This window comes from Vibrio sp. RM-41-2B, from assembly GCF_024744415.1.
Lineage (GTDB): Bacteria > Pseudomonadota > Gammaproteobacteria > Enterobacterales > Vibrionaceae > Vibrio > Vibrio diabolicus.
In genome coordinates this window covers 41,433-58,484 of record NZ_JAMQWD010000047.1, presented here as the reverse complement: position 1 = coordinate 58,484, position 17,052 = coordinate 41,433, and the positions used below count along the sequence as shown (strand labels likewise).

The following is a 17,052-nucleotide window of genomic DNA, read 5'->3' as shown; positions in this document are numbered from 1 at the left end:
ATAAAGCGCTTTTTTTGGTGATGAGAAAGCCATTTATTTCCCTCCTTAATATTTCGTATTTCTATCTTAACGTGTCGCTATTTTACAATACTGTTAATAAAAAGTAGCGTAATTTAATGTCCTGTTAACTTGGTTGCGAATCACAGTTGGGGGAGACCTACTTGGACTTACTAAATTTCACCATAGATAACTTAGCGCTGCTAGGTACGCTTACCATGGAGCACATCTCTTTGGTCGCTCTGGCTGTTGGGCTTGCCATCCTAACTGGCGTACCTATCGGCATTCTTATCACACAAAATGAGCGCGTTGCGAAAGTGGTGCTTTACGTAGCGTCCATCATTATCACCATTCCTTCAATCGCACTGTTTGGTTTGATGATTCCTCTCTTATCGACCATTGGTCATGGGATTGGCTACGTGCCCGCCGTGATTACCGTACTGCTTTATTCTCAGCTACCTATTATTCGCAACACTTATACCGCCATTCACAACGTAGAACCGTCACTCAGAGAGGCAGCTCGCGGCATCGGGATGACGCCTTTTCAGCGTTTGAAAATGGTGGAAATTCCGTTGGCGATTCCGGTGATTATGGCGGGTGTGAGAACGGCAGTAGTAATGAATATTGGCGTTATGGCGATCGCCGCGTATATCGGAGCAGGAGGGTTGGGCGTGTTTATCAGCCGTGGCATATCGCAAAGTGATCCTCGACAACTGATCGTTGGTGCCATCGCCGTTAGCCTTCTGGCTATCATCGCGGATTACGGATTGATTCGACTACAAAAAAGATTAACGCCACCGGGCCTGACTGCAGCTCGATAAAGGACAAATAATAGGGACATTCAAATGATCAAAATTGACAAGCTAACCAAAATTTTTGAAACGCCTAATGGCCCGGTGACTGCCGCAGATCACATTGAGATGGAAGTTCCCAGTGGTGAAATTTGTGTGTTACTTGGCCCATCCGGTTGTGGCAAAACTACCACGCTGAAAATGGTCAACCGAATTATTCCCGCGACATCTGGCAAGATCTATCTTGGCGGTGAAGATACTTCAGGGATGGATACAGTCACTCTGCGCCGAAATATCGGTTATGTTATTCAGCAAATTGGCTTATTTCCCAACATGACGATCGGCGAAAACATCGCGGTGGTTCCCAAGTTATTAGGGTGGGATAAGGCAAGATACATGACGCGTGCAAAAGAGCTATTGGAGATGGTGGCTCTTGATCCTAGTGTCTTCCTTAATCGTTATCCAAATGAGTTGTCTGGCGGACAGCAGCAACGAATTGGTGTTGCCCGAGCGCTAGCTGCGGATCCTCCCGTCATGCTGATGGATGAACCTTTTGGCGCGATTGACCCGATCAACCGTGAAGTAATCCAGGATGAGTTCCTTAAAATGCAGCAAGAGCTCAACAAGACCATCATGTTTGTCAGTCATGACATTGATGAAGCGGTCAAAATGGCCGATAGAATTGCGATTTTCCGTGATGGTCACCTGGTTCAGTACGATACGCCTGACGATTTGCTCGCACACCCGAAAGATGATTTCGTGAAAAACTTTGTCGGAGATGATCGCGCACTTAAACGTCTTCGCTTAGTTACAGCTGAATCCGTCATGCAGACCACTTTTGCGTACGTGAAACCTAACGATACGCTTGCCGACGCTCTAACCAAAATTGACGCGTATGGGTATCGCGACGCCGTGATATTAGTGAATGACCAACACCAACCTATCGGTTATGTGCCCAAAGCTACCGCAATCAATATGAAGGGGTACTGCGGCGAACATTATGTCGGCCTGAAAACAATCGCCCGAACCACGGATGATCTGCGTAAAGTCGCGTCGAAGATGTTCACGCACGACATTGTTTGGATGCCGTGTGTTGACGAGAATGGCCGCTTAGTGGGCGAAGTCACACAGCGCGGCATTACCCATTATCTAGGCGCAACTTATCAGCGCGATACCTCTCCTAGTCAGCCGCAGCCATTGCATCAGGCTAAGGAGGCATCGTGACCAATCAGCTTAAACAAACCTACTATTTCATTTTATTGGCGTGTGTCTTTGCGTCGGGTATTTATTTACAAGGCGCGGGTACGATCGATGATTTTCTTTACTACCAAGAAGACATTGTTTATTTGACGTTTCAGCACATTGAACTGGTGCTGCTGTCTGGTGGGTTGGCGATCCTAATCGCGATTCCCGTCGGCGTATTGCTCAGCCGCCCTCGTTTTCAGAAAGTCGCAGAATCGGCGATGCAGGTTTTGAATGTGGGGACCACGATTCCTACTTTAGCCATTCTCGCGCTGGCAATGAGCTTTCTTGGCATTGGCACCGTGCCTGCGGTATTTGGGCTGACGATTGCCTCGTTGTTGCCGATTGTCAGAAACACCTACATCGGGCTGAAAGAAGTGCCCGCTCATTTAAAAGAAGCGGCGTCAGGCATTGGTATGACCGAGTTACAAATGTTGTTTCAGGTTGAAATTCCTAATGCACTGTTCGTCATTTTTGCCGGTATCCGCACGGCGTTAGCTGTCAACGTGGGTACCGTTCCGCTGGCCTTCTTAATTGGTGGCGGTGGGTTAGGGGAGCTCATTTTTACCGGTATTGATCTGGATGAACCCATCATGATGCTGGCAGGCGCTATTCCTACAGCGATGTTGGCTATCGCTATCGACAGTGTGGTAGGAGCCGTTTCCTATGTCACTGTACCTAAAAGGCTGTAACCCTATTAGAGCTAGACAATAACAATCCTAAAAATTGAACACAGACAGGAGTCAAACATGTTGAAGCAAATTACTCGCCGCTTGCTGGCCGTTGGTGTACTGCTTTCAAGTTTTCACGCATCTGCAGAAATCGTCGTAGGTGGTAAAAACTTTACAGAACAACAGCTTTTAACGGAAATTACGTCTCAATATTTAACCAGAAAAGGCTACGACGTTGATAAACGTTCGGGCATGGGCAGTGCGGTTTTGCGTAAAGCGCAAGAAAACGGTCAGATTGATCTTTATTGGGAGTACACGGGCACATCACTGATTATTTACAACAAAGTCAAAGATAAGCTCCCAGCAGAGCAAGTGTATCAACGCGTTAAGGAACTGGATGCCAAGAAAGGCCTAGTTTGGCTTAACCCTTCAAAAGCGAACAACACCTATGCGCTCGCTATGCGCAGTGACGATGCGAAACAACGTGGCATCTCAACGCTATCCGACTTTGCCGAGCAAATGCGCCAAGACCCGCCAATGACCATTGCTTTGAATGCGGAATTCTATGCACGAAAAGATGGCTTCCGACCTTTACAGAAAACCTACAAATTCAAAGCGTCACGAGACCAAGTGAAACGCATGGATACGGGGTTAACTTATGATGCGCTGAAAGGGAAAGAAGTCGATGCTGCGCTTGTATTTGCAACAGATGGTCGTATCAAAGCATTTGGTTTTACCGTTTTAACGGATGACAAACAGTTCTTCCCTGATTACGCGATCACTCCTGTGGTTCGCCAAGAAACGCTAGATGCGAACCCTCAGCTTGCCGAGCAAATGAACGCGCTTTCAGCGGCGATCGATGGCGATACGATGTCGACATTGAATCAACAAGTTGATGTGGAGCGACGTTCGATCTCAGAAGTCGCAAGCCAGTTCCTATCTGAGCATAACTTGGGGTAATACCATGACTATCCTGCAAGTCAGTGTGGCCCAAATCAACGCCCAGTTAGGCGATGTGAATGCCAATCTGAATACTCATCAGGATTACATAAAGCAAGCTGCGGCCTTGGGGTCGCAGCTATTGCTATTTCCTGAACTCTCCTTGACCGGATACCAGCTCCAATCCTCAGTGCGTGAAGTCGCCATGAAGCGTGATGATGCTCGGCTTAAAGAGCTTGCGCAACTTGCGCCGCACATGTCCGTAATTGTCGGCTTTGTGGAACAGGCCGCGCCGGGAGAGTACTACAACGCGATGGCTTGGTTGCTCGGTGGTACGGTGGTTGCTGTGCATCGCAAAATCAATTTACCAACCTATGGTGGGCTTGAAGAGGGCAAGTGGTTTCATTCGGGAGATGCCACCACCAGCGTTTGTCTTGATGAAAATTGGCGAGGCTCGGTTTTAATTTGTGCCGATTTATGGAACCCACCTTTGGTTCATTGCGCGCTACTCGATAAGCCTGAAATCTTGCTCGCGCCGATCAACTCGGCCAGCAGTATTGTCAGTAAAGACTTTTCCAACGAAGACAACTGGTTAGTTAACGTTAAATTCTATGCGGTGCTCTACGGAACCCCAGTTTTGATGGCCAATCGTTACGGGCCAGAGGGCGAAGCGTGGTTTTGGGGAGGAAGCTGTATTTTGTCTGCAACGGGTGAGCTATTGGCGCAGGCAGAAGACGGTGAAACCTTGATAACTGCAACCTTGTCATTGGACGATATTGACAAAGCCAGATTCGAGCTGCCTACCGTGCGAGACAGCAATACACCATTGATCACAACGCTATTGTCGAAGGCAAAACGCTAAAACTGGAGCAGTAGACGATGCAATCTATTCATCGATTTATTCACGAATTAACCTTTGAACAGCTTCCTGCTGACGTTATTGAACAAGCGAAATATTGCGTCTTGGATTTGTTAGGTGTCGCGGCAGCTGGTAAAGCGACGCAGCTGCAAAACATGGTAGCCAAACTCGCGCAGAAGCAGTTTGCCGGTGATACGCCAATGCTGTTTTCTGATCACACGGCCAGTGGTTGTGGGGCGACTCTATATGGCAGCATGTTGATTGACAGTATGGACGCGCACGACGGCCAAGTCCTGACGAAAGGCCATGTTGGCGTCGCTGTTTTGCCGGCGCTGCTCGCCAGTACGTATGAGTCAGCAGTTACGGGAGAAGAGTTATTAACGTCCCTCGTCATTGGCTACGAAATAGCAACTCGCGCCGGAATCGCGCTGCATCAAACCGCTTGTGATTATCATACTTCTGGTGCTTGGAATGCGTTGGGCGTCGCTGCGGTGTCTGCAAGAAGAAAAGGCTTAACGGAGGCACAAACAGAGCATGCGCTCGGCATTGCCGAGTTCTATGGCCCGCGCAGCCAAATGATGCGTTGTATTGAACATCCAACCATGCTCAAAGACGGCTCTGGCTGGGGAGCGATGGCGGGCTTCGCCAGTACTGAGCTAGCAGAAGAGGGCTTTACTGGCGCGCCAGCCGTGACTCTGCTGGACCAACAAACTCACGCTTTGTGGGCAGATTTAGGGCAGCGCTGGTATATCCTGGAGCAATACTTTAAACCGTATCCGGTTTGTCGTTGGGCTCAACCCGCGGTTGAAGCAGTGAGAGCGCTGCAACAAGAAAATAAACTAGAACCTGATGAGATTGAACTTATCGAAGTTCACAGCTTTCACCAGGCGGTGTGCCTGCATACCAAGCGCCCAGAGACAACCGAGCAGGCTCAGTACAGTTTGCCATTTTCAGTCGCGAGTGCGGTTATTGATAATACGGTCACGGTAGAAGCCGTCACCAAAGGGCTGAAAGATCCTGCTCGCTTGGCACTTACGGAGCGGATGAGGTTAATTGAAGAGCCCGCTTACAATGATAAGTTTCCAGCCGAACGCTGGGCGCATGTCGTGGTGACGTTGAAAAATGGCGACAAACTGACTTCGCCTCCCTGTATTGCGCGAGGTAATCCTGAAAATCCGCTCAGTCGAGACGAGATGCGAGGTAAGTTTCGCACTTTGGCAGAGAAAGAATTGTCCGCTTCACGCGTGTCAGCGATAGAAGAGGGCTGTTTGCAACTTGATAAAGCCAGCAAAGAGCAGGTACTTGCTTGGCTATCACTGCTTTACCAAGGTACTTTGTCTGACAAGCCGTCTGACAAGCCGTCTGACACGTCGCCTGGCTCGTCACTATGAGATCGAAGAGATCGAAGAGATCGAACTTCTCTTCTCTTACTCAATCTTAAGCTAAACGTCGCTCTTCACGCGGCGTTTTTTCATAGCGTTTTTTGTAGCAGCGCGCAAAATACGATGTAGAACTGAACCCACAAGCGGTGCTGATTTGGGTGATGGACAGCATGGTTTGCAACAACAAATGTTGAGCGCGCTCTAGGCGCAGTTGAAGGTAGTAATTGCCTGGTTTGTCTTGTAAGTATTGTAAAAATAACCTTTCCATCTGCCTGACCGATAATCCTACTTGTTCGCCAATTTCATAGCATTTTAGCGGCTCTTCCATGTTGGCCTCCATGATCTCTACAGCGTCGAGCAGGCGCGGGTGGCGGATGTTGTGTTTACGGATTAACGACATCCGCTGTTTATCATGCGCGGGTCGAATCGCAGGGTGAATGCATTGCTCTGCCACTTGATTCGCCAAGTCGCTCCCATGTTGGTTTGTAATTAAATGAAGCATCATATCCAAACCAGCTAAGCCGCCCGAACAAGTTGGTGTGCGTGGGTCGAATTCGTACAACTCACTGGTCACGTTAATGTTTGGAAACTCCTCTGCCAGGCTGTTGGCGGACTCCCAATGCACGGTACACGTTTTGTTTTTTAACAGGCCAGCTTTTGCTAACAACACGCTGCCTGTCGAAGTCGAGCCCACGGCGATACCTTGACGAAGCGCTTGCTTTAACCACTGATTCACCGAGCCACTCGCAGCAGCAACGTGGGCACCAATACCTGCTACAACCAGCAGCAAGTCTAAATGGGCAATGTTGTTGACTGACTGTGTTGGCGAGAATGAAACGCCATTACTGGCCGATACTTCTTTATCTTCGAATCCATAAATATCCCACTGATACAAATCGCAACCAGCGAGGCGGTTGGCCATTCGAAGAGGTTCGATAACCGCCGAAAAAGAGAGCATCGAAAAATCAGGAATAAGGAAAAAACCAATGCGATACGTGTGTGTCGTTTTCATTCTCTGTGGTCACCAAGTGGGCAGTTCATCTATGTCGTATTTCTGGATAAGAATGTCGCAATTGTTAAATTATTGCTATCAAAATTCGAACATGATGTGACTTAAGACAAGGAGTTCTTTGTCGAGCATACACATTCATTTGGACGAGATAATTATGATTGAACAAAAAGCCCCAGTAATTAGTGATGGTCTACGCCTTGATGGCGCTTTCTTTACTGACGAGAACGTTAACAACCCAGACTTACCGATCGTTATTGTCTGCTCAGGCTTTACTGGGCAAAAAAATATTCACCCAGAGCGTTACGCGAGAGCCTTAACTGCAAAGGGCTTCACAGTATTCGGATTTGACTACCGTGGCTTTGGTGAATCTGAAGGCATTCGTGAGCGAGTTATTCTGGATGAACAAGTACGCGACATCGCTAATGCGGTTGCGGTTGTGAAACAGCGCGCTAACGAGGAAGGCCGCAAAGTCGTACTGGCTGGCTGGGGCATGGCGGGGGGATTAATTCTTGATGCTTACCGAGTTTGCCAAGATGCGATTGATGGCCTTATCTCCATGAACGGCTTTTATGATGCGGTACGTGTTCAGGTTGCTCAACGTGGCGAGCACGGTTGGAAAGCGTTCCGTCAATTTATGTTAGAAGAGCGTACACGCCTTGCTCTTGGTGGAGAAAAGCAGGGGATTGATCCATTTGAAATCTACCCGCTTGACCCAGTAAGCCGCGAATATGTATTCACTGAACTGGTCAAAGCGCCGGGTTACGGCGTGACATCTGATCTGGATTTTGCGGATTCTCTCATCAATTTCAAACCGGAAGCTCTACTGGACGAGCGATTTGCAGACGCGCCAATCTTGATTGCGCACGGTGCAGAAAACGACCTTCACCCAGTGACCGAAGCAAAGTCGCTGTACGCGAAATACCCTGGGCCGAAATCTCTTTTCCTACTGCCTGAAGGCGGTCACACCGAATGGATGTTGGACGAAGATCCTAAGTTTATTCAGTTCTCTGGCGTGATCGCGAACTGGTTGAGTGAGAACTTTAGTTAAGTCTTCAAGAGGTGCTTTCGTTTATGGCACCTCTACCTTTCTGACAGGATGATTTTCGATGAGCATAATTCCATTTTGTGAAGCGGCGGACCCATTGGTACATAAACCAACAATCGCGATTCCTGAAGGCGCGGTTGATTGTCACGCCCACGTTTTTTCTTCACGTTATCCGTACTGTGAAACGCGAACCTACACGCCACCTGATGCCAGCATCGGCGCGTACCTGCATTTGCACCAGCAATTAGGCATCCGTCATGGCGTGCTGGTTCAGCCGAGTGTGTATGGCAATGACAACCAGTTGCATCTTGATACATTACGGTATTTGCGCCAGCAAGGTTACGATTACAAAGGCGTTGCGGTCGTGGATGCGGATGTGTCCGAGCAAACGCTGGATGAGCTACAAGAAGCCGGTTTTTGTGGTGTACGGATGAATTTGCTGTTTAAAGGCGGTATTGAGTGGCGTGATGTTGAACGTTTAGCGGCTCGCCTTGCAGAGCGACACTGGCACCTTCAATGCTTAATTGATGTTTCGCAGTTTGATGACTTATATCAGCGATTAAGGGCTTTACCAGTACCCGTAGTGATTGATCATCTTGGACATATGCCAACAAGCAAGCTTGTTTCTCATCCTGGCTTTCAAACCTTATTGAAGCTTAAGGCCGAAGGGAAAGTGTGGACAAAACTGTCGGCGCCGTATCGTTTGTCACCTCAATTGCCGCCTTATGATGACGTTTCTCCGTTTGCTCAAGCTTTGTTAGAAGCGAATGAAGAGCAATGCGTCTGGGGCTCGGATTGGCCTCACCCATGTTTTGCTGCTGAGATGCCAAATGATGGCCAGTTGTTAGATACCTTGTGGTACTGGACGCAAGATACGACACTGTTTGGCAAGATTCTGGTCGATAACCCCAAGCGCCTCTACCGCTTTTAACTCCGCATTCATGTTACCAACCTAAAAAAGACAACCGTAAGGCACTGATTCAAATTATGCTTCCTGCACTTCCGCTACAGGGTTCCTCTGATCCTGTGGTTATCAAGTTCTTTAACACCCTTAAACAGCTTGGTTTCAAGGGGGATACTGATGCCCGCTATACCACTCGATTGAGCATGGCGACTGATAACAGCGTCTACCAGCAACTTCCTTTGTCGGTCGTCTTTCCTGCCAACCATCATGATGTGGTAATACTTGGCAAGGTCAGTGCACATGATGAATTTAAGCACCTGACCTTTTCGCCCAGAGGAGGCGGAACGGGCACCAACGGACAATCATTGAACTCGGGGATCGTGGTTGATCTGTCTCGCTACATGAATCGAGTGTTAGAGATTAACGAGCAGGAAGGCTGGGTGAGAGTGGAAACTGGGATAGTCAAAGATCAACTCAACGACATCGTTCGCCCTCATGGTTATTTCTTCTCTCCAGATCTATCGACCAGCAACCGCGCAACATTAGGTGGGATGATTAATACCGATGCATCAGGCCAAGGCTCTTTGCAATATGGTAAAACCTCGGATCATGTGTTGGCGCTCAAAGCGGTATTGGCGGATGGTTCGGTGCTCGATACCGAAGCTATTCAACAAAACAAATGGTTAAACAGCGATGTAGTATCGCGAGCGTTAAAAATTACAGAGAAAGTTTGTCGAGACAAGCGTCAACAGATTCTGGATAAGTTTCCTCCTCTGAATCGATTTCTTACTGGTTATGACCTAAAAAATGCCATCAACGACAAGAGTGAAGAGTTTGACGTCACGAGAATATTATGTGGCTCTGAAGGTACGTTAGCTTTTATCACTGAAGCCAAGCTCAATCTTACGCGAATACCTACCACGCGACGGTTAGTGAACGTTAAATACGATAGCTTTGATTCTGCATTGCGAAATGCTCCCTTGATGGTCGAAGCAGAGGCGCTATCGGTAGAGACGGTTGATGCAAAGGTGCTCAATCTTGCAAGAGAAGACATTGTCTGGCACTCGGTAAAACATGCGATCTCAGATGTGCGGGGCAAAGAGATGCAAGGGATTAACTTTGTCGAGTTCGCAGGCAGTCACGACGATGATATTGAGGATAAAGTTGAACGCTTACTTTCAATTCTCGATAAAGAAATGGCTCACCGACGCAGTGGTATCATAGGTTATCAAGTCTGTCGTGAACCCCAAGACATCCAAGCCATTTATGGTATGCGCAAGAAAGCGGTTGGGCTGCTTGGCGCGACCAAAGGTCAGGCAAAGCCGATTGCATTCGCGGAAGATACCTGTGTGCCGCCTGAAAATTTAGCGGACTTTATCGCGGAATTTCGTACGTTGCTAGACCGCAATAACCTGCATTATGGCATGTTTGGGCATGTAGATGCTGGCGTCCTTCACGTGCGTCCGGCGCTCGATATGTGTGACCCCGAACAAGAAGCGTTGATGCATCAACTGTCCGATGATGTGGTCGCGCTGGTGGCAAAATACAATGGTTTAATGTGGGGAGAGCACGGTAAAGGATATCGCTCAGAATATGGACCTGCCTTCTTTGGTGATGAGCTCTTTACTGAATTAAGGCGTATTAAAGCGGCGTTTGACCCCGACAATAAAATGAACCCGGGCAAGATTTGCACGCCACTGAATAGCGACGCTGAAATGGTAAAAGTCACAGCGACCAAGCGTGGCTACTATGATCGTCAGATCCCCGTAGAGGTCCGAGAGTCGCTTAAGCCCGTGCTGTCTTGCAATGGCAATGGGCTGTGTTTTAATTACGATGCTGATAGCCCAATGTGTCCATCATTTAAAGTAACAGCCGATCGTCGCCACTCTCCGAAAGGGAGGGCAGGGATAATGCGTGAATGGCTGCGTCGCCTTAATGATAGTGGCTTCGATTTGCTCGCTAACGAACAACAGCTTCTCAATCAAACATTATCGGTTAAGCTTTTGACTCAGAAGCTGAGTAAGTTGATATCTCGCCCCGCATTTGATGATTTATCGCATGAAGTTTATGAGGTGATGAACGGTTGTCTAGCGTGCAAAGCATGTGCGAGTCAGTGTCCTGTAAAAGTTGATGTGCCTGATTTTAGAGCACGTTTTTTACACCTCTATCACTCGCGTTATCGCAGACCTCTGCGCGACTATCTGGTGTCGAATATTGAGCAACTGCTGCCGATTATGGCAAAAGCTCCCAAGCTGGTTAATCAAATTGCATCTAGTAGGCCTGTTACGCAAGTATTAGAGACATCCATCGGTTTTGTTGATTCGCCAGTGCTATCTATCCCTACGTTGCAAAGTCGATGTCAGGCACTTGGCGTGAGCCCGTTCGACTTTGCGTATCTAGAATCGCTTTCCCCAGAAGTGAAGCAAAATTACGTCTTGATTGTTCAAGATCCATTTACCAGCTTTTATGAAGCCGAGTTGGTTTCGGACTTTATTCAGTTATTGCAGCGGTTAGGGAAACACCCTGTTGTTCTGCCTTTCAAACCTAATGGGAAAGCTCAACATGTAAAAGGTTTCTTTAAGGCATTCGCCAGAAATGCACAAAACACCTCGGATTTTCTCAACCAAGTTGCTGAGCTTGAAATTCCTATGATCGGTATCGATGCAGCCTTAGTACTCTGTTATCGCGATGAATACCGTCAGGCTCTAAAAGAAAAGCGGGGCGAGTTTACAGTTTATACGGCTCATGAGTGGCTGGTGGATACACTCAATGAATGGCTGCCAGTAAGTGTATCAGACGAAGAACCTTGGTATTTGATGGCGCATTGCACAGAAAAGACCAAAATACCGCAGACTGAGAAATCTTGGCAGTCTATTTTTCATCACTTTGGCTTAAAGCTGCAGGTGATACCTACGGGATGTTGCGGTATGGCGGGGACATTCGGCCATGAAGTGGATAAGAAAAGTACGTCTAAAGCTATTTATCAGCTGAGTTGGAAACCGAATATAAAGAACCTGCCCACTGAGCGTGTGTTAGCCACGGGGTACTCCTGCCGCAGTCAAGTTAAGCGTTTTGAAGGGGAGATCGTTCGACATCCGGTCCAAGTTTTAGCCAGTTTGTTTAGTGCATAAGATGCTTAGGCAATTTAGTATACGAAAACGCTTGCCTTAAGACTTTACCTGCCTTTAATGTATCCGACCGCAGAACTTCAATCTGCTTAACAACATAGGAGAGAGTCGGGCTTTCACTTCCGCTCGACAGAAACTCCTTTCAAATTGATACAACAGCGCAGCAAACTTCCCTTGCTGCGATACTGTGTTCCATATTTTGTGAGTACTTATGTTTAACTCAGAACGCAAAGCGACGGTTATTCTGGTTGCGACAACGATGATCGCGGCACTTGGTTGGATCTTTTCTAAGGAAACAATACAGGGTTTACCACCTTTCGGCTTTATCGGGGCGCGATTTACTATTGCATCGCTCTGTCTGCTGCCGTTGTGCTATCGACCTTTGTTGAAAGCGAATTTGAGAGATGTGCTTTCTGCTGGTGGTGTCGGGCTACTGTTAGGTAGTGCCGTTATGACATGGATTTACGCCATCTCCATCAGCGACACGCTTGGGGAAGGCGCATTTATCATGAGTCTCTCCATGCTATTTGTGCCTATTGTTGCGTGGGTTATGTTTCGTCAACGACCACAACGAATTTTCTGGCTTTCTTTGCCTATCGCGGTATTAGGGCTCGCCTGTCTCTCTTTAGTTGGTGGCTGGAAACAATCGGCCAGTCAATTTTGGTTTCTTGGTGCAGCACTGGTTTTGGCGCTTCATTTTAATGTGAACAGCAAATACTCTCAAAAACTACCTGTGTTGCTGCTTACTTGCGTGCAGCTTTTTTCTGCTGGTTGTTTAGGTTTGTTGGTTTCTTTCTTTATGGAGTCTTTTCCGGCAGAGGTTGACTCCTCCATTTGGTGGTGGTTCGCGTTGAGCACCTTGCTAGCGACGAGCTTGCGTTACGTAATGCAAACCATGGGGCAAAAATTTGTTCAGGCAGGTAATGCTGCCTTGATCATGATATTAGAGCCAGTTTGGACCGTCATTCTAAGCGTGCTGTGGTATGGCGAAGTGCTAACGGCAAATAAGCTAGTAGGCTGTGTGCTTATCTTATTCTCTCTTATTATTTATCGTACTGGCGGTCGATTTCGTTTGTCTATCCCTAGGTAGCTTCAAGAGGTTTGGGTAGGGAACAATTTAGGAGTGAAGCATGGCCAATACTGAGTATCAGGAATCACTAGACTTTTTAGATATTTTAAGTGTCTGTTTATACCGTTTAGGAATTAGCGTATTTGCCTTTGGACTTATCGCGATGACGATATCGGGTTTGCACCTTATTGAAGGTTCGGCATTTTATGATCGAAATGTGTTGCTGATCATCGCCATTGCAGGTGTATTAACTGCAGCAAATATCCATGTCTACAGTAAAACTGTGCGTACTGTCATCAGCTGGTCAACTTGGGTGGGACTGCTCTTCATGGTGAGCGATCCAGACTTATCCCGCGTGTGGCTTTCTCTTGGTTTTGTCTTTGTCACTTTTTCCGGTGTGGCGCTGAAAGAGTCCTTTTGTTTTAAAGTTCCAGGCTTGAAAGCGGTGCCAGTGCTACTTGCCATCGCAACCTTTGCGTTTTGTTTCGAAATACTGACGGTAGCGAATATTGCAACAGGGTTGTCTGGCTTAATTATGGGTTTCCTGTCTATATCAAAGTGGCGGATGCCACTTCATTTTGATATTGGTATTAAAGCAAACTACGAGGTTTAATAAACGTCTTATGTTAGAGATGTCATACGGTTACGCAAAGCTAGCGATACTTTTGACGTAGGTTCTCGATTAAGCTCTTCGCTGATCATCCAGCCAGCTTTTGCTAACAGCTCCAAGTCGATCCCCGTTTCGATCCCTAATCCTTGGCATAAATACAGTACATCCTCCGTCGCGACATTCCCCGAGGCCCCATGAGCGTATGGGCATCCACCTAGCCCAGCTACACTACTGTCGATGGTATTGATGCCCATACTTAATGCTTGATGAATATTGGCGAGCGCTTGTCCCCATGTATCGTGGAAATGGACAGCAAGTTGGGGGAGAGGTGTAACCAACATGACGGCTTCCAGCATGGCTGCAATTCGATTTGGCGTGCCTGTGCCGATGGTATCGCCTAGGGATACTTCATAGCACCCTAAATCGATGAGTGACTTGACCACGCTCGCTACCTGTTTAGGGTCTGTCGGACCGTCGTAAGGGCAATCGGCAACGCAGGATAGATAACCTCGAACAGGGATGCCGTGTTTGGTGGCTAATCGCATTACAGGCTCGAAGCGAGTTAAACTTTCTGCAATCGAGCAATTGATATTGTGTTGGCAGAATCCTTCTGATGATGAAGTGAAAATTGCGACCTGATTGGCACCAGCCTCCAAGGCTTGTTCGAAGCCTTTTAGGTTTGGTGTCAGGGCAGAATAAGTAACATGATTTCGCCTTGTTATTGCTTTCATGACCTCTGTTGAGTCCGCCATTTGTGGCACCCATTTGGGCGAAACAAAAGAGCCCGCCTCAATATGCGTTAGCCCAGTATCAGAGAGTAAGTTGATCAACCGGATTTTAGTCTGGGTCGCAACAGGAGACTCATTTTGCAACCCATCTCGTGGACCTACTTCGACAATATTTACTTTGGAAGGCAGCATTACTTGTCCTGTGATTTGGTTACCCAACTTGGGCTTCGTTTTTCAAGAAACGCTTGCAAGCCATCTTGGCCTTGTGGCGATACCCTAATGTCCGCAATGAGCTTGCTGGTATAGTGAATCAGTTGTTGATCGATCGGGTTTTGATGACATTGGTGACAGAGCGTTTTTGCTTTACGCATCGCATCTGGGCTATTAAGTAGTAACGTCTTGATCACGCTATCGACCGCACTTTCAAGTTGTTTGGCTTCTTTCACTTCATGCACAATACCAAACCGTTCGGCATCCTCGGCTGAAATGACTTCACCACTTAAGATATAGCGTCTAGCTTGTCGATTCCCCATCGCGCGCATGACGTAGGGTGCAATGGTTGCCGGAACTAAACCAAGCTTAACTTCACTTAAGCAAAAGTTGGCACATTGGCTCGCGATGGCGATATCACTGCAACAAATCAATCCCAGCGCGCCGCCATAAGCGGAGCCTTGTACAACCGCGATGGTGGGTTGAGGGAACGAATCTAGTGTTTCCATGAGTCTTGCCAAGTTTTGGGCATCAACGAAATTATCTTGCCTCGTGCTGTCGGCCATCGACTGCATCCAATTCAGGTCGGCCCCGGATGAAAAGTGCTTGCCGTTACTTTTTAATACCAAGCATCGCACATCCGTTCGTAAAGCGAGATAATCTAGGCGGTGGATCAGCAAGTCGATCGTACAAGCATCAAAAGCATTGTGCTTGGCTGTTCTGTTTAGAGTGATGGTCGCTACGCCATTGTCATCGACATGCCAAAGAACATCATCTTGTCTTTGGGCGTTGGGAATAATGCTTGGTTGCATTTCCTGCATACTTACTTCCTTAATTTATCTCTGGATATTTACATTCTGAAGACGCCAAACTCGCTATCAGGAATGGGGGCATTTAATGCTGCCGTTAGCGCTTGACTCAACACCTGACGCGTTTGTTTGGGGTCAATAATTCCGTCATCCCATAGCCGAGCGCTCGCAAAATAGGGATGTCCTTGTGTTTCATACAAGTCTATGATTGATTCTCTAAAAGTGTGTTCTTCTTGCTCTGACCACGCTTCTCCCTGGCGTTCCTTCGCGTCTTTTCGAACTTGTGTTAAGACGCCTGCCGCTTGTTCTCCGCCCATCACAGAAATACGAGCGTTCGGCCACATCCACATCATGGTTGGATCATAAGCTCGGCCGCACATGCCATAATTGCCAGCGCCGTACGACCCACCGATGATTACGGTAAACTTTGGTACGTCAGCACAAGCGACGGCCATCACCAGCTTGGCGCCATGTTTTGCGATGCCTTCTTCTTCCACCTTTTTCCCAACCATAAATCCGGTAATGTTTTGGAGAAAGAGAAGCGGTGTTTTCCGTTTGGCGCAAAGTTCAATAAAGTGCGCGCCTTTTTGTGCCGATTCAGAAAACAAGATGCCGTTGTTTGCCACAATGCCGATCAAGTGTCCGTGAACGCGAGCAAAGCCACACACTAACGTTCTGCCGTACAAGGCTTTGAATTCGTCGAAATCAGAATCATCGACGATGCGGGCGATGATTTCTCGGACGTCGAATGATAGTCGTAAGTTGGCATTCACGATTCCGTAGATTTCTTCAGCATCGTAGCGGGGAGGTAGCACGGTGTTTTCCGGCTTAATCGGTTTCGCTCTATTGGCATTGGCATTGGCAATGGCTTCTCGGGCAAGCATTAGGGCATGCTCATCATTTTCAGCGTAATAATCAGCAACACCAGATTTACGACAATGCACGTCTGCACCGCCGAGCTCTTCACCCGTCACGACTTCGCCAGTGGCCGCTTTCACCAGAGGCGGTCCCGCCAAAAATATGGTGCCTTGCTCTTTGACCATAATGGACACATCCGCCATGGCAGGAACATATGCGCCCCCAGCAGTGCAAAGCCCCATCACAACAGCAACCTGAGGGATGCCTTTTGCTGACATCCTCGCTTGGTTAAAGAAAATGCGACCAAAGTGTTCTTTGTCGGGGAAGACGTCGGACTGATGAGGGAGATTTGCGCCACCGGAGTCCACCAAGTATATGCAGGGGAGTTGGCAACGTTGGGCTATCTCTTGCGCTCTAAGGTGTTTTTTTACCGTGAGTGGGTAGTAGGTTCCGCCTTTTACCGAAGCATCGTTGGCGATGACCATACATTGAATCCCCGCTATGAAACCAATGCCGGCGATAACGCCAGCGCAGGGGATGGATTCGTCATACACTTGCCAGGCGGCAAACTGGCTAATTTCAAGAAAATCAGTGTTGTCATCAAGCAAGCGCGCGATGCGTTCTCGTGCGGGGAGTTTTCCTTTTTGCCTCTGGTGCTGAATGGCTTTTTCACCGCCTCCTTGTTTGATGGTCTCGATATGTTGATTCAGTTGAGTGACCAACGTTTCCATCGCAGCTTTATTGGAAAGAAATAACTCGTCAGTTGGCTTAGTTTTACTTTTGATAATGGCCATAATG

General features: G+C 47.8%; 15 protein-coding genes. 11 read left to right on the top strand and 4 right to left on the bottom strand.

Annotated elements, in window-relative coordinates:
• Positions 1 to 215: 215 nt before the first annotated feature.
• From NB463_RS19170 to NB463_RS19145, 6 genes are read left to right on the top strand one after another with little or no spacing between them, the layout of a single operon-like run.
• Positions 216 to 818, top strand: coding sequence for an ABC transporter permease (locus NB463_RS19170; protein ID WP_005391019.1), 603 nt, complete (start codon positions 216 to 218; stop codon positions 816 to 818).
• A 24-nt stretch (positions 819 to 842) separates the two neighbouring features.
• Positions 843 to 2,012 (top strand): ABC transporter ATP-binding protein, encoded by a 1,170-nt coding sequence (locus tag NB463_RS19165; RefSeq protein WP_046873661.1) that lies wholly within the window; start codon positions 843 to 845, stop codon positions 2,010 to 2,012.
• Positions 2,009 to 2,722 carry an ABC transporter permease gene (locus NB463_RS19160; RefSeq protein WP_258430810.1) on the top strand — a complete coding sequence of 238 codons (714 nt, stop codon included), beginning with the start codon at positions 2,009 to 2,011 and terminating at the stop codon, positions 2,720 to 2,722. Before NB463_RS19165 ends, NB463_RS19160 begins: the two co-directional genes overlap by 4 nt.
• Before the next feature lie 57 nt (positions 2,723 to 2,779).
• The gene (locus tag NB463_RS19155) at positions 2,780 to 3,661 is read left to right on the top strand and encodes a glycine betaine ABC transporter substrate-binding protein (protein WP_258430809.1); all 882 of its coding nucleotides are present in this window, start codon (positions 2,780 to 2,782) and stop codon (positions 3,659 to 3,661) included.
• Positions 3,662 to 3,665: 4 nt separating this feature from the next.
• The gene (locus tag NB463_RS19150) at positions 3,666 to 4,502 is read left to right on the top strand and encodes a nitrilase-related carbon-nitrogen hydrolase (protein ID WP_258430808.1); all 837 of its coding nucleotides are present in this window, start codon (positions 3,666 to 3,668) and stop codon (positions 4,500 to 4,502) included.
• A 17-nt stretch (positions 4,503 to 4,519) separates the two neighbouring features.
• On the top strand, positions 4,520 to 5,890 hold the full coding sequence (locus NB463_RS19145) for an MmgE/PrpD family protein (RefSeq protein ID WP_258430807.1): 1,371 nt from the start codon (positions 4,520 to 4,522) through the stop codon (positions 5,888 to 5,890).
• 46 nt (positions 5,891 to 5,936) lie between these two features.
• On the opposite strand, the gene NB463_RS19140 is transcribed toward NB463_RS19145, so the two are convergent.
• Positions 5,937 to 6,893, bottom strand: coding sequence for a GlxA family transcriptional regulator (locus NB463_RS19140; protein WP_005375751.1), 957 nt, complete (start codon positions 6,891 to 6,893; stop codon positions 5,937 to 5,939).
• 154 nt (positions 6,894 to 7,047) lie between these two features.
• Here NB463_RS19140 and NB463_RS19135 point away from each other — a divergent pair, with 154 nt between their 5' ends.
• The 5 genes from NB463_RS19135 to NB463_RS19115 all read left to right on the top strand — a co-directional run bounded on the left by NB463_RS19135 (position 7,048) and on the right by NB463_RS19115 (position 13,652).
• Positions 7,048 to 7,941, top strand: coding sequence for an alpha/beta hydrolase (locus NB463_RS19135; RefSeq protein ID WP_258430806.1), 894 nt, complete (start codon positions 7,048 to 7,050; stop codon positions 7,939 to 7,941).
• A gap of 58 nt (positions 7,942 to 7,999) precedes the next feature.
• On the top strand, positions 8,000 to 8,869 hold the full coding sequence (locus NB463_RS19130; protein ID WP_258430805.1) for an amidohydrolase family protein: 870 nt from the start codon (positions 8,000 to 8,002) through the stop codon (positions 8,867 to 8,869).
• Between the two features lie 56 nt (positions 8,870 to 8,925).
• Positions 8,926 to 11,973 carry a D-2-hydroxyglutarate dehydrogenase YdiJ gene (ydiJ, locus tag NB463_RS19125; protein ID WP_258430804.1) on the top strand — a complete coding sequence of 1,016 codons (3,048 nt, stop codon included), beginning with the start codon at positions 8,926 to 8,928 and terminating at the stop codon, positions 11,971 to 11,973.
• A gap of 208 nt (positions 11,974 to 12,181) precedes the next feature.
• Entirely contained in the window at positions 12,182 to 13,060 is an 879-nt protein-coding gene (locus NB463_RS19120) for a DMT family transporter (protein ID WP_048625206.1), read from the top strand.
• Between the two features lie 40 nt (positions 13,061 to 13,100).
• The gene (locus tag NB463_RS19115; RefSeq protein ID WP_258430803.1) at positions 13,101 to 13,652 is read left to right on the top strand and encodes a DUF2301 domain-containing membrane protein; all 552 of its coding nucleotides are present in this window, start codon (positions 13,101 to 13,103) and stop codon (positions 13,650 to 13,652) included.
• Positions 13,653 to 13,660: 8 nt separating this feature from the next.
• On the opposite strand, the gene NB463_RS19110 is transcribed toward NB463_RS19115, so the two are convergent.
• The 3 genes from NB463_RS19110 to NB463_RS19100 are packed head-to-tail and all read right to left on the bottom strand — an operon-like array spanning position 13,661 to position 17,048.
• The gene (locus NB463_RS19110; RefSeq protein WP_258430820.1) at positions 13,661 to 14,569 is read right to left on the bottom strand and encodes a hydroxymethylglutaryl-CoA lyase; all 909 of its coding nucleotides are present in this window, start codon (positions 14,567 to 14,569) and stop codon (positions 13,661 to 13,663) included.
• Entirely contained in the window at positions 14,569 to 15,408 is an 840-nt protein-coding gene (locus NB463_RS19105) for an enoyl-CoA hydratase-related protein (RefSeq protein WP_005390997.1), read from the bottom strand. Before NB463_RS19105 ends, NB463_RS19110 begins: the two co-directional genes overlap by 1 nt.
• Before the next feature lie 29 nt (positions 15,409 to 15,437).
• The gene (locus tag NB463_RS19100; protein ID WP_258430802.1) at positions 15,438 to 17,048 is read right to left on the bottom strand and encodes a carboxyl transferase domain-containing protein; all 1,611 of its coding nucleotides are present in this window, start codon (positions 17,046 to 17,048) and stop codon (positions 15,438 to 15,440) included.
• Between the last annotated feature and the right edge of the window lie 4 nt (positions 17,049 to 17,052).

Excerpts from the sequence above, each read along its gene's own strand:
- NB463_RS19135 (WP_258430806.1), top strand. The coding sequence starts at position 7,048 with ATGATTGAACAAAAAGCCCCAGTAATTAGTGATGGTCTACGCCTTGAT.
- NB463_RS19100 (WP_258430802.1), bottom strand. The coding sequence starts at position 17,048 with ATGGCCATTATCAAAAGTAAAACTAAGCCAACTGACGAGTTATTTCTT.
- NB463_RS19145 (WP_258430807.1), top strand. The coding sequence starts at position 4,520 with ATGCAATCTATTCATCGATTTATTCACGAATTAACCTTTGAACAGCTT.
- NB463_RS19155 (WP_258430809.1), top strand. The coding sequence starts at position 2,780 with ATGTTGAAGCAAATTACTCGCCGCTTGCTGGCCGTTGGTGTACTGCTT.
- NB463_RS19105 (WP_005390997.1), bottom strand. The coding sequence starts at position 15,408 with ATGCAGGAAATGCAACCAAGCATTATTCCCAACGCCCAAAGACAAGAT.
- NB463_RS19130 (WP_258430805.1), top strand. The coding sequence starts at position 8,000 with ATGAGCATAATTCCATTTTGTGAAGCGGCGGACCCATTGGTACATAAA.
- ydiJ (WP_258430804.1), top strand. The coding sequence starts at position 8,926 with ATGCTTCCTGCACTTCCGCTACAGGGTTCCTCTGATCCTGTGGTTATC.
- NB463_RS19115 (WP_258430803.1), top strand. The coding sequence starts at position 13,101 with ATGGCCAATACTGAGTATCAGGAATCACTAGACTTTTTAGATATTTTA.
- NB463_RS19140 (WP_005375751.1), bottom strand. The coding sequence starts at position 6,893 with ATGAAAACGACACACACGTATCGCATTGGTTTTTTCCTTATTCCTGAT.
- NB463_RS19150 (WP_258430808.1), top strand. The coding sequence starts at position 3,666 with ATGACTATCCTGCAAGTCAGTGTGGCCCAAATCAACGCCCAGTTAGGC.
- NB463_RS19120 (WP_048625206.1), top strand. The coding sequence starts at position 12,182 with ATGTTTAACTCAGAACGCAAAGCGACGGTTATTCTGGTTGCGACAACG.
- NB463_RS19170 (WP_005391019.1), top strand. The coding sequence starts at position 216 with ATGGAGCACATCTCTTTGGTCGCTCTGGCTGTTGGGCTTGCCATCCTA.
- NB463_RS19165 (WP_046873661.1), top strand. The coding sequence starts at position 843 with ATGATCAAAATTGACAAGCTAACCAAAATTTTTGAAACGCCTAATGGC.
- NB463_RS19110 (WP_258430820.1), bottom strand. The coding sequence starts at position 14,569 with ATGCTGCCTTCCAAAGTAAATATTGTCGAAGTAGGTCCACGAGATGGG.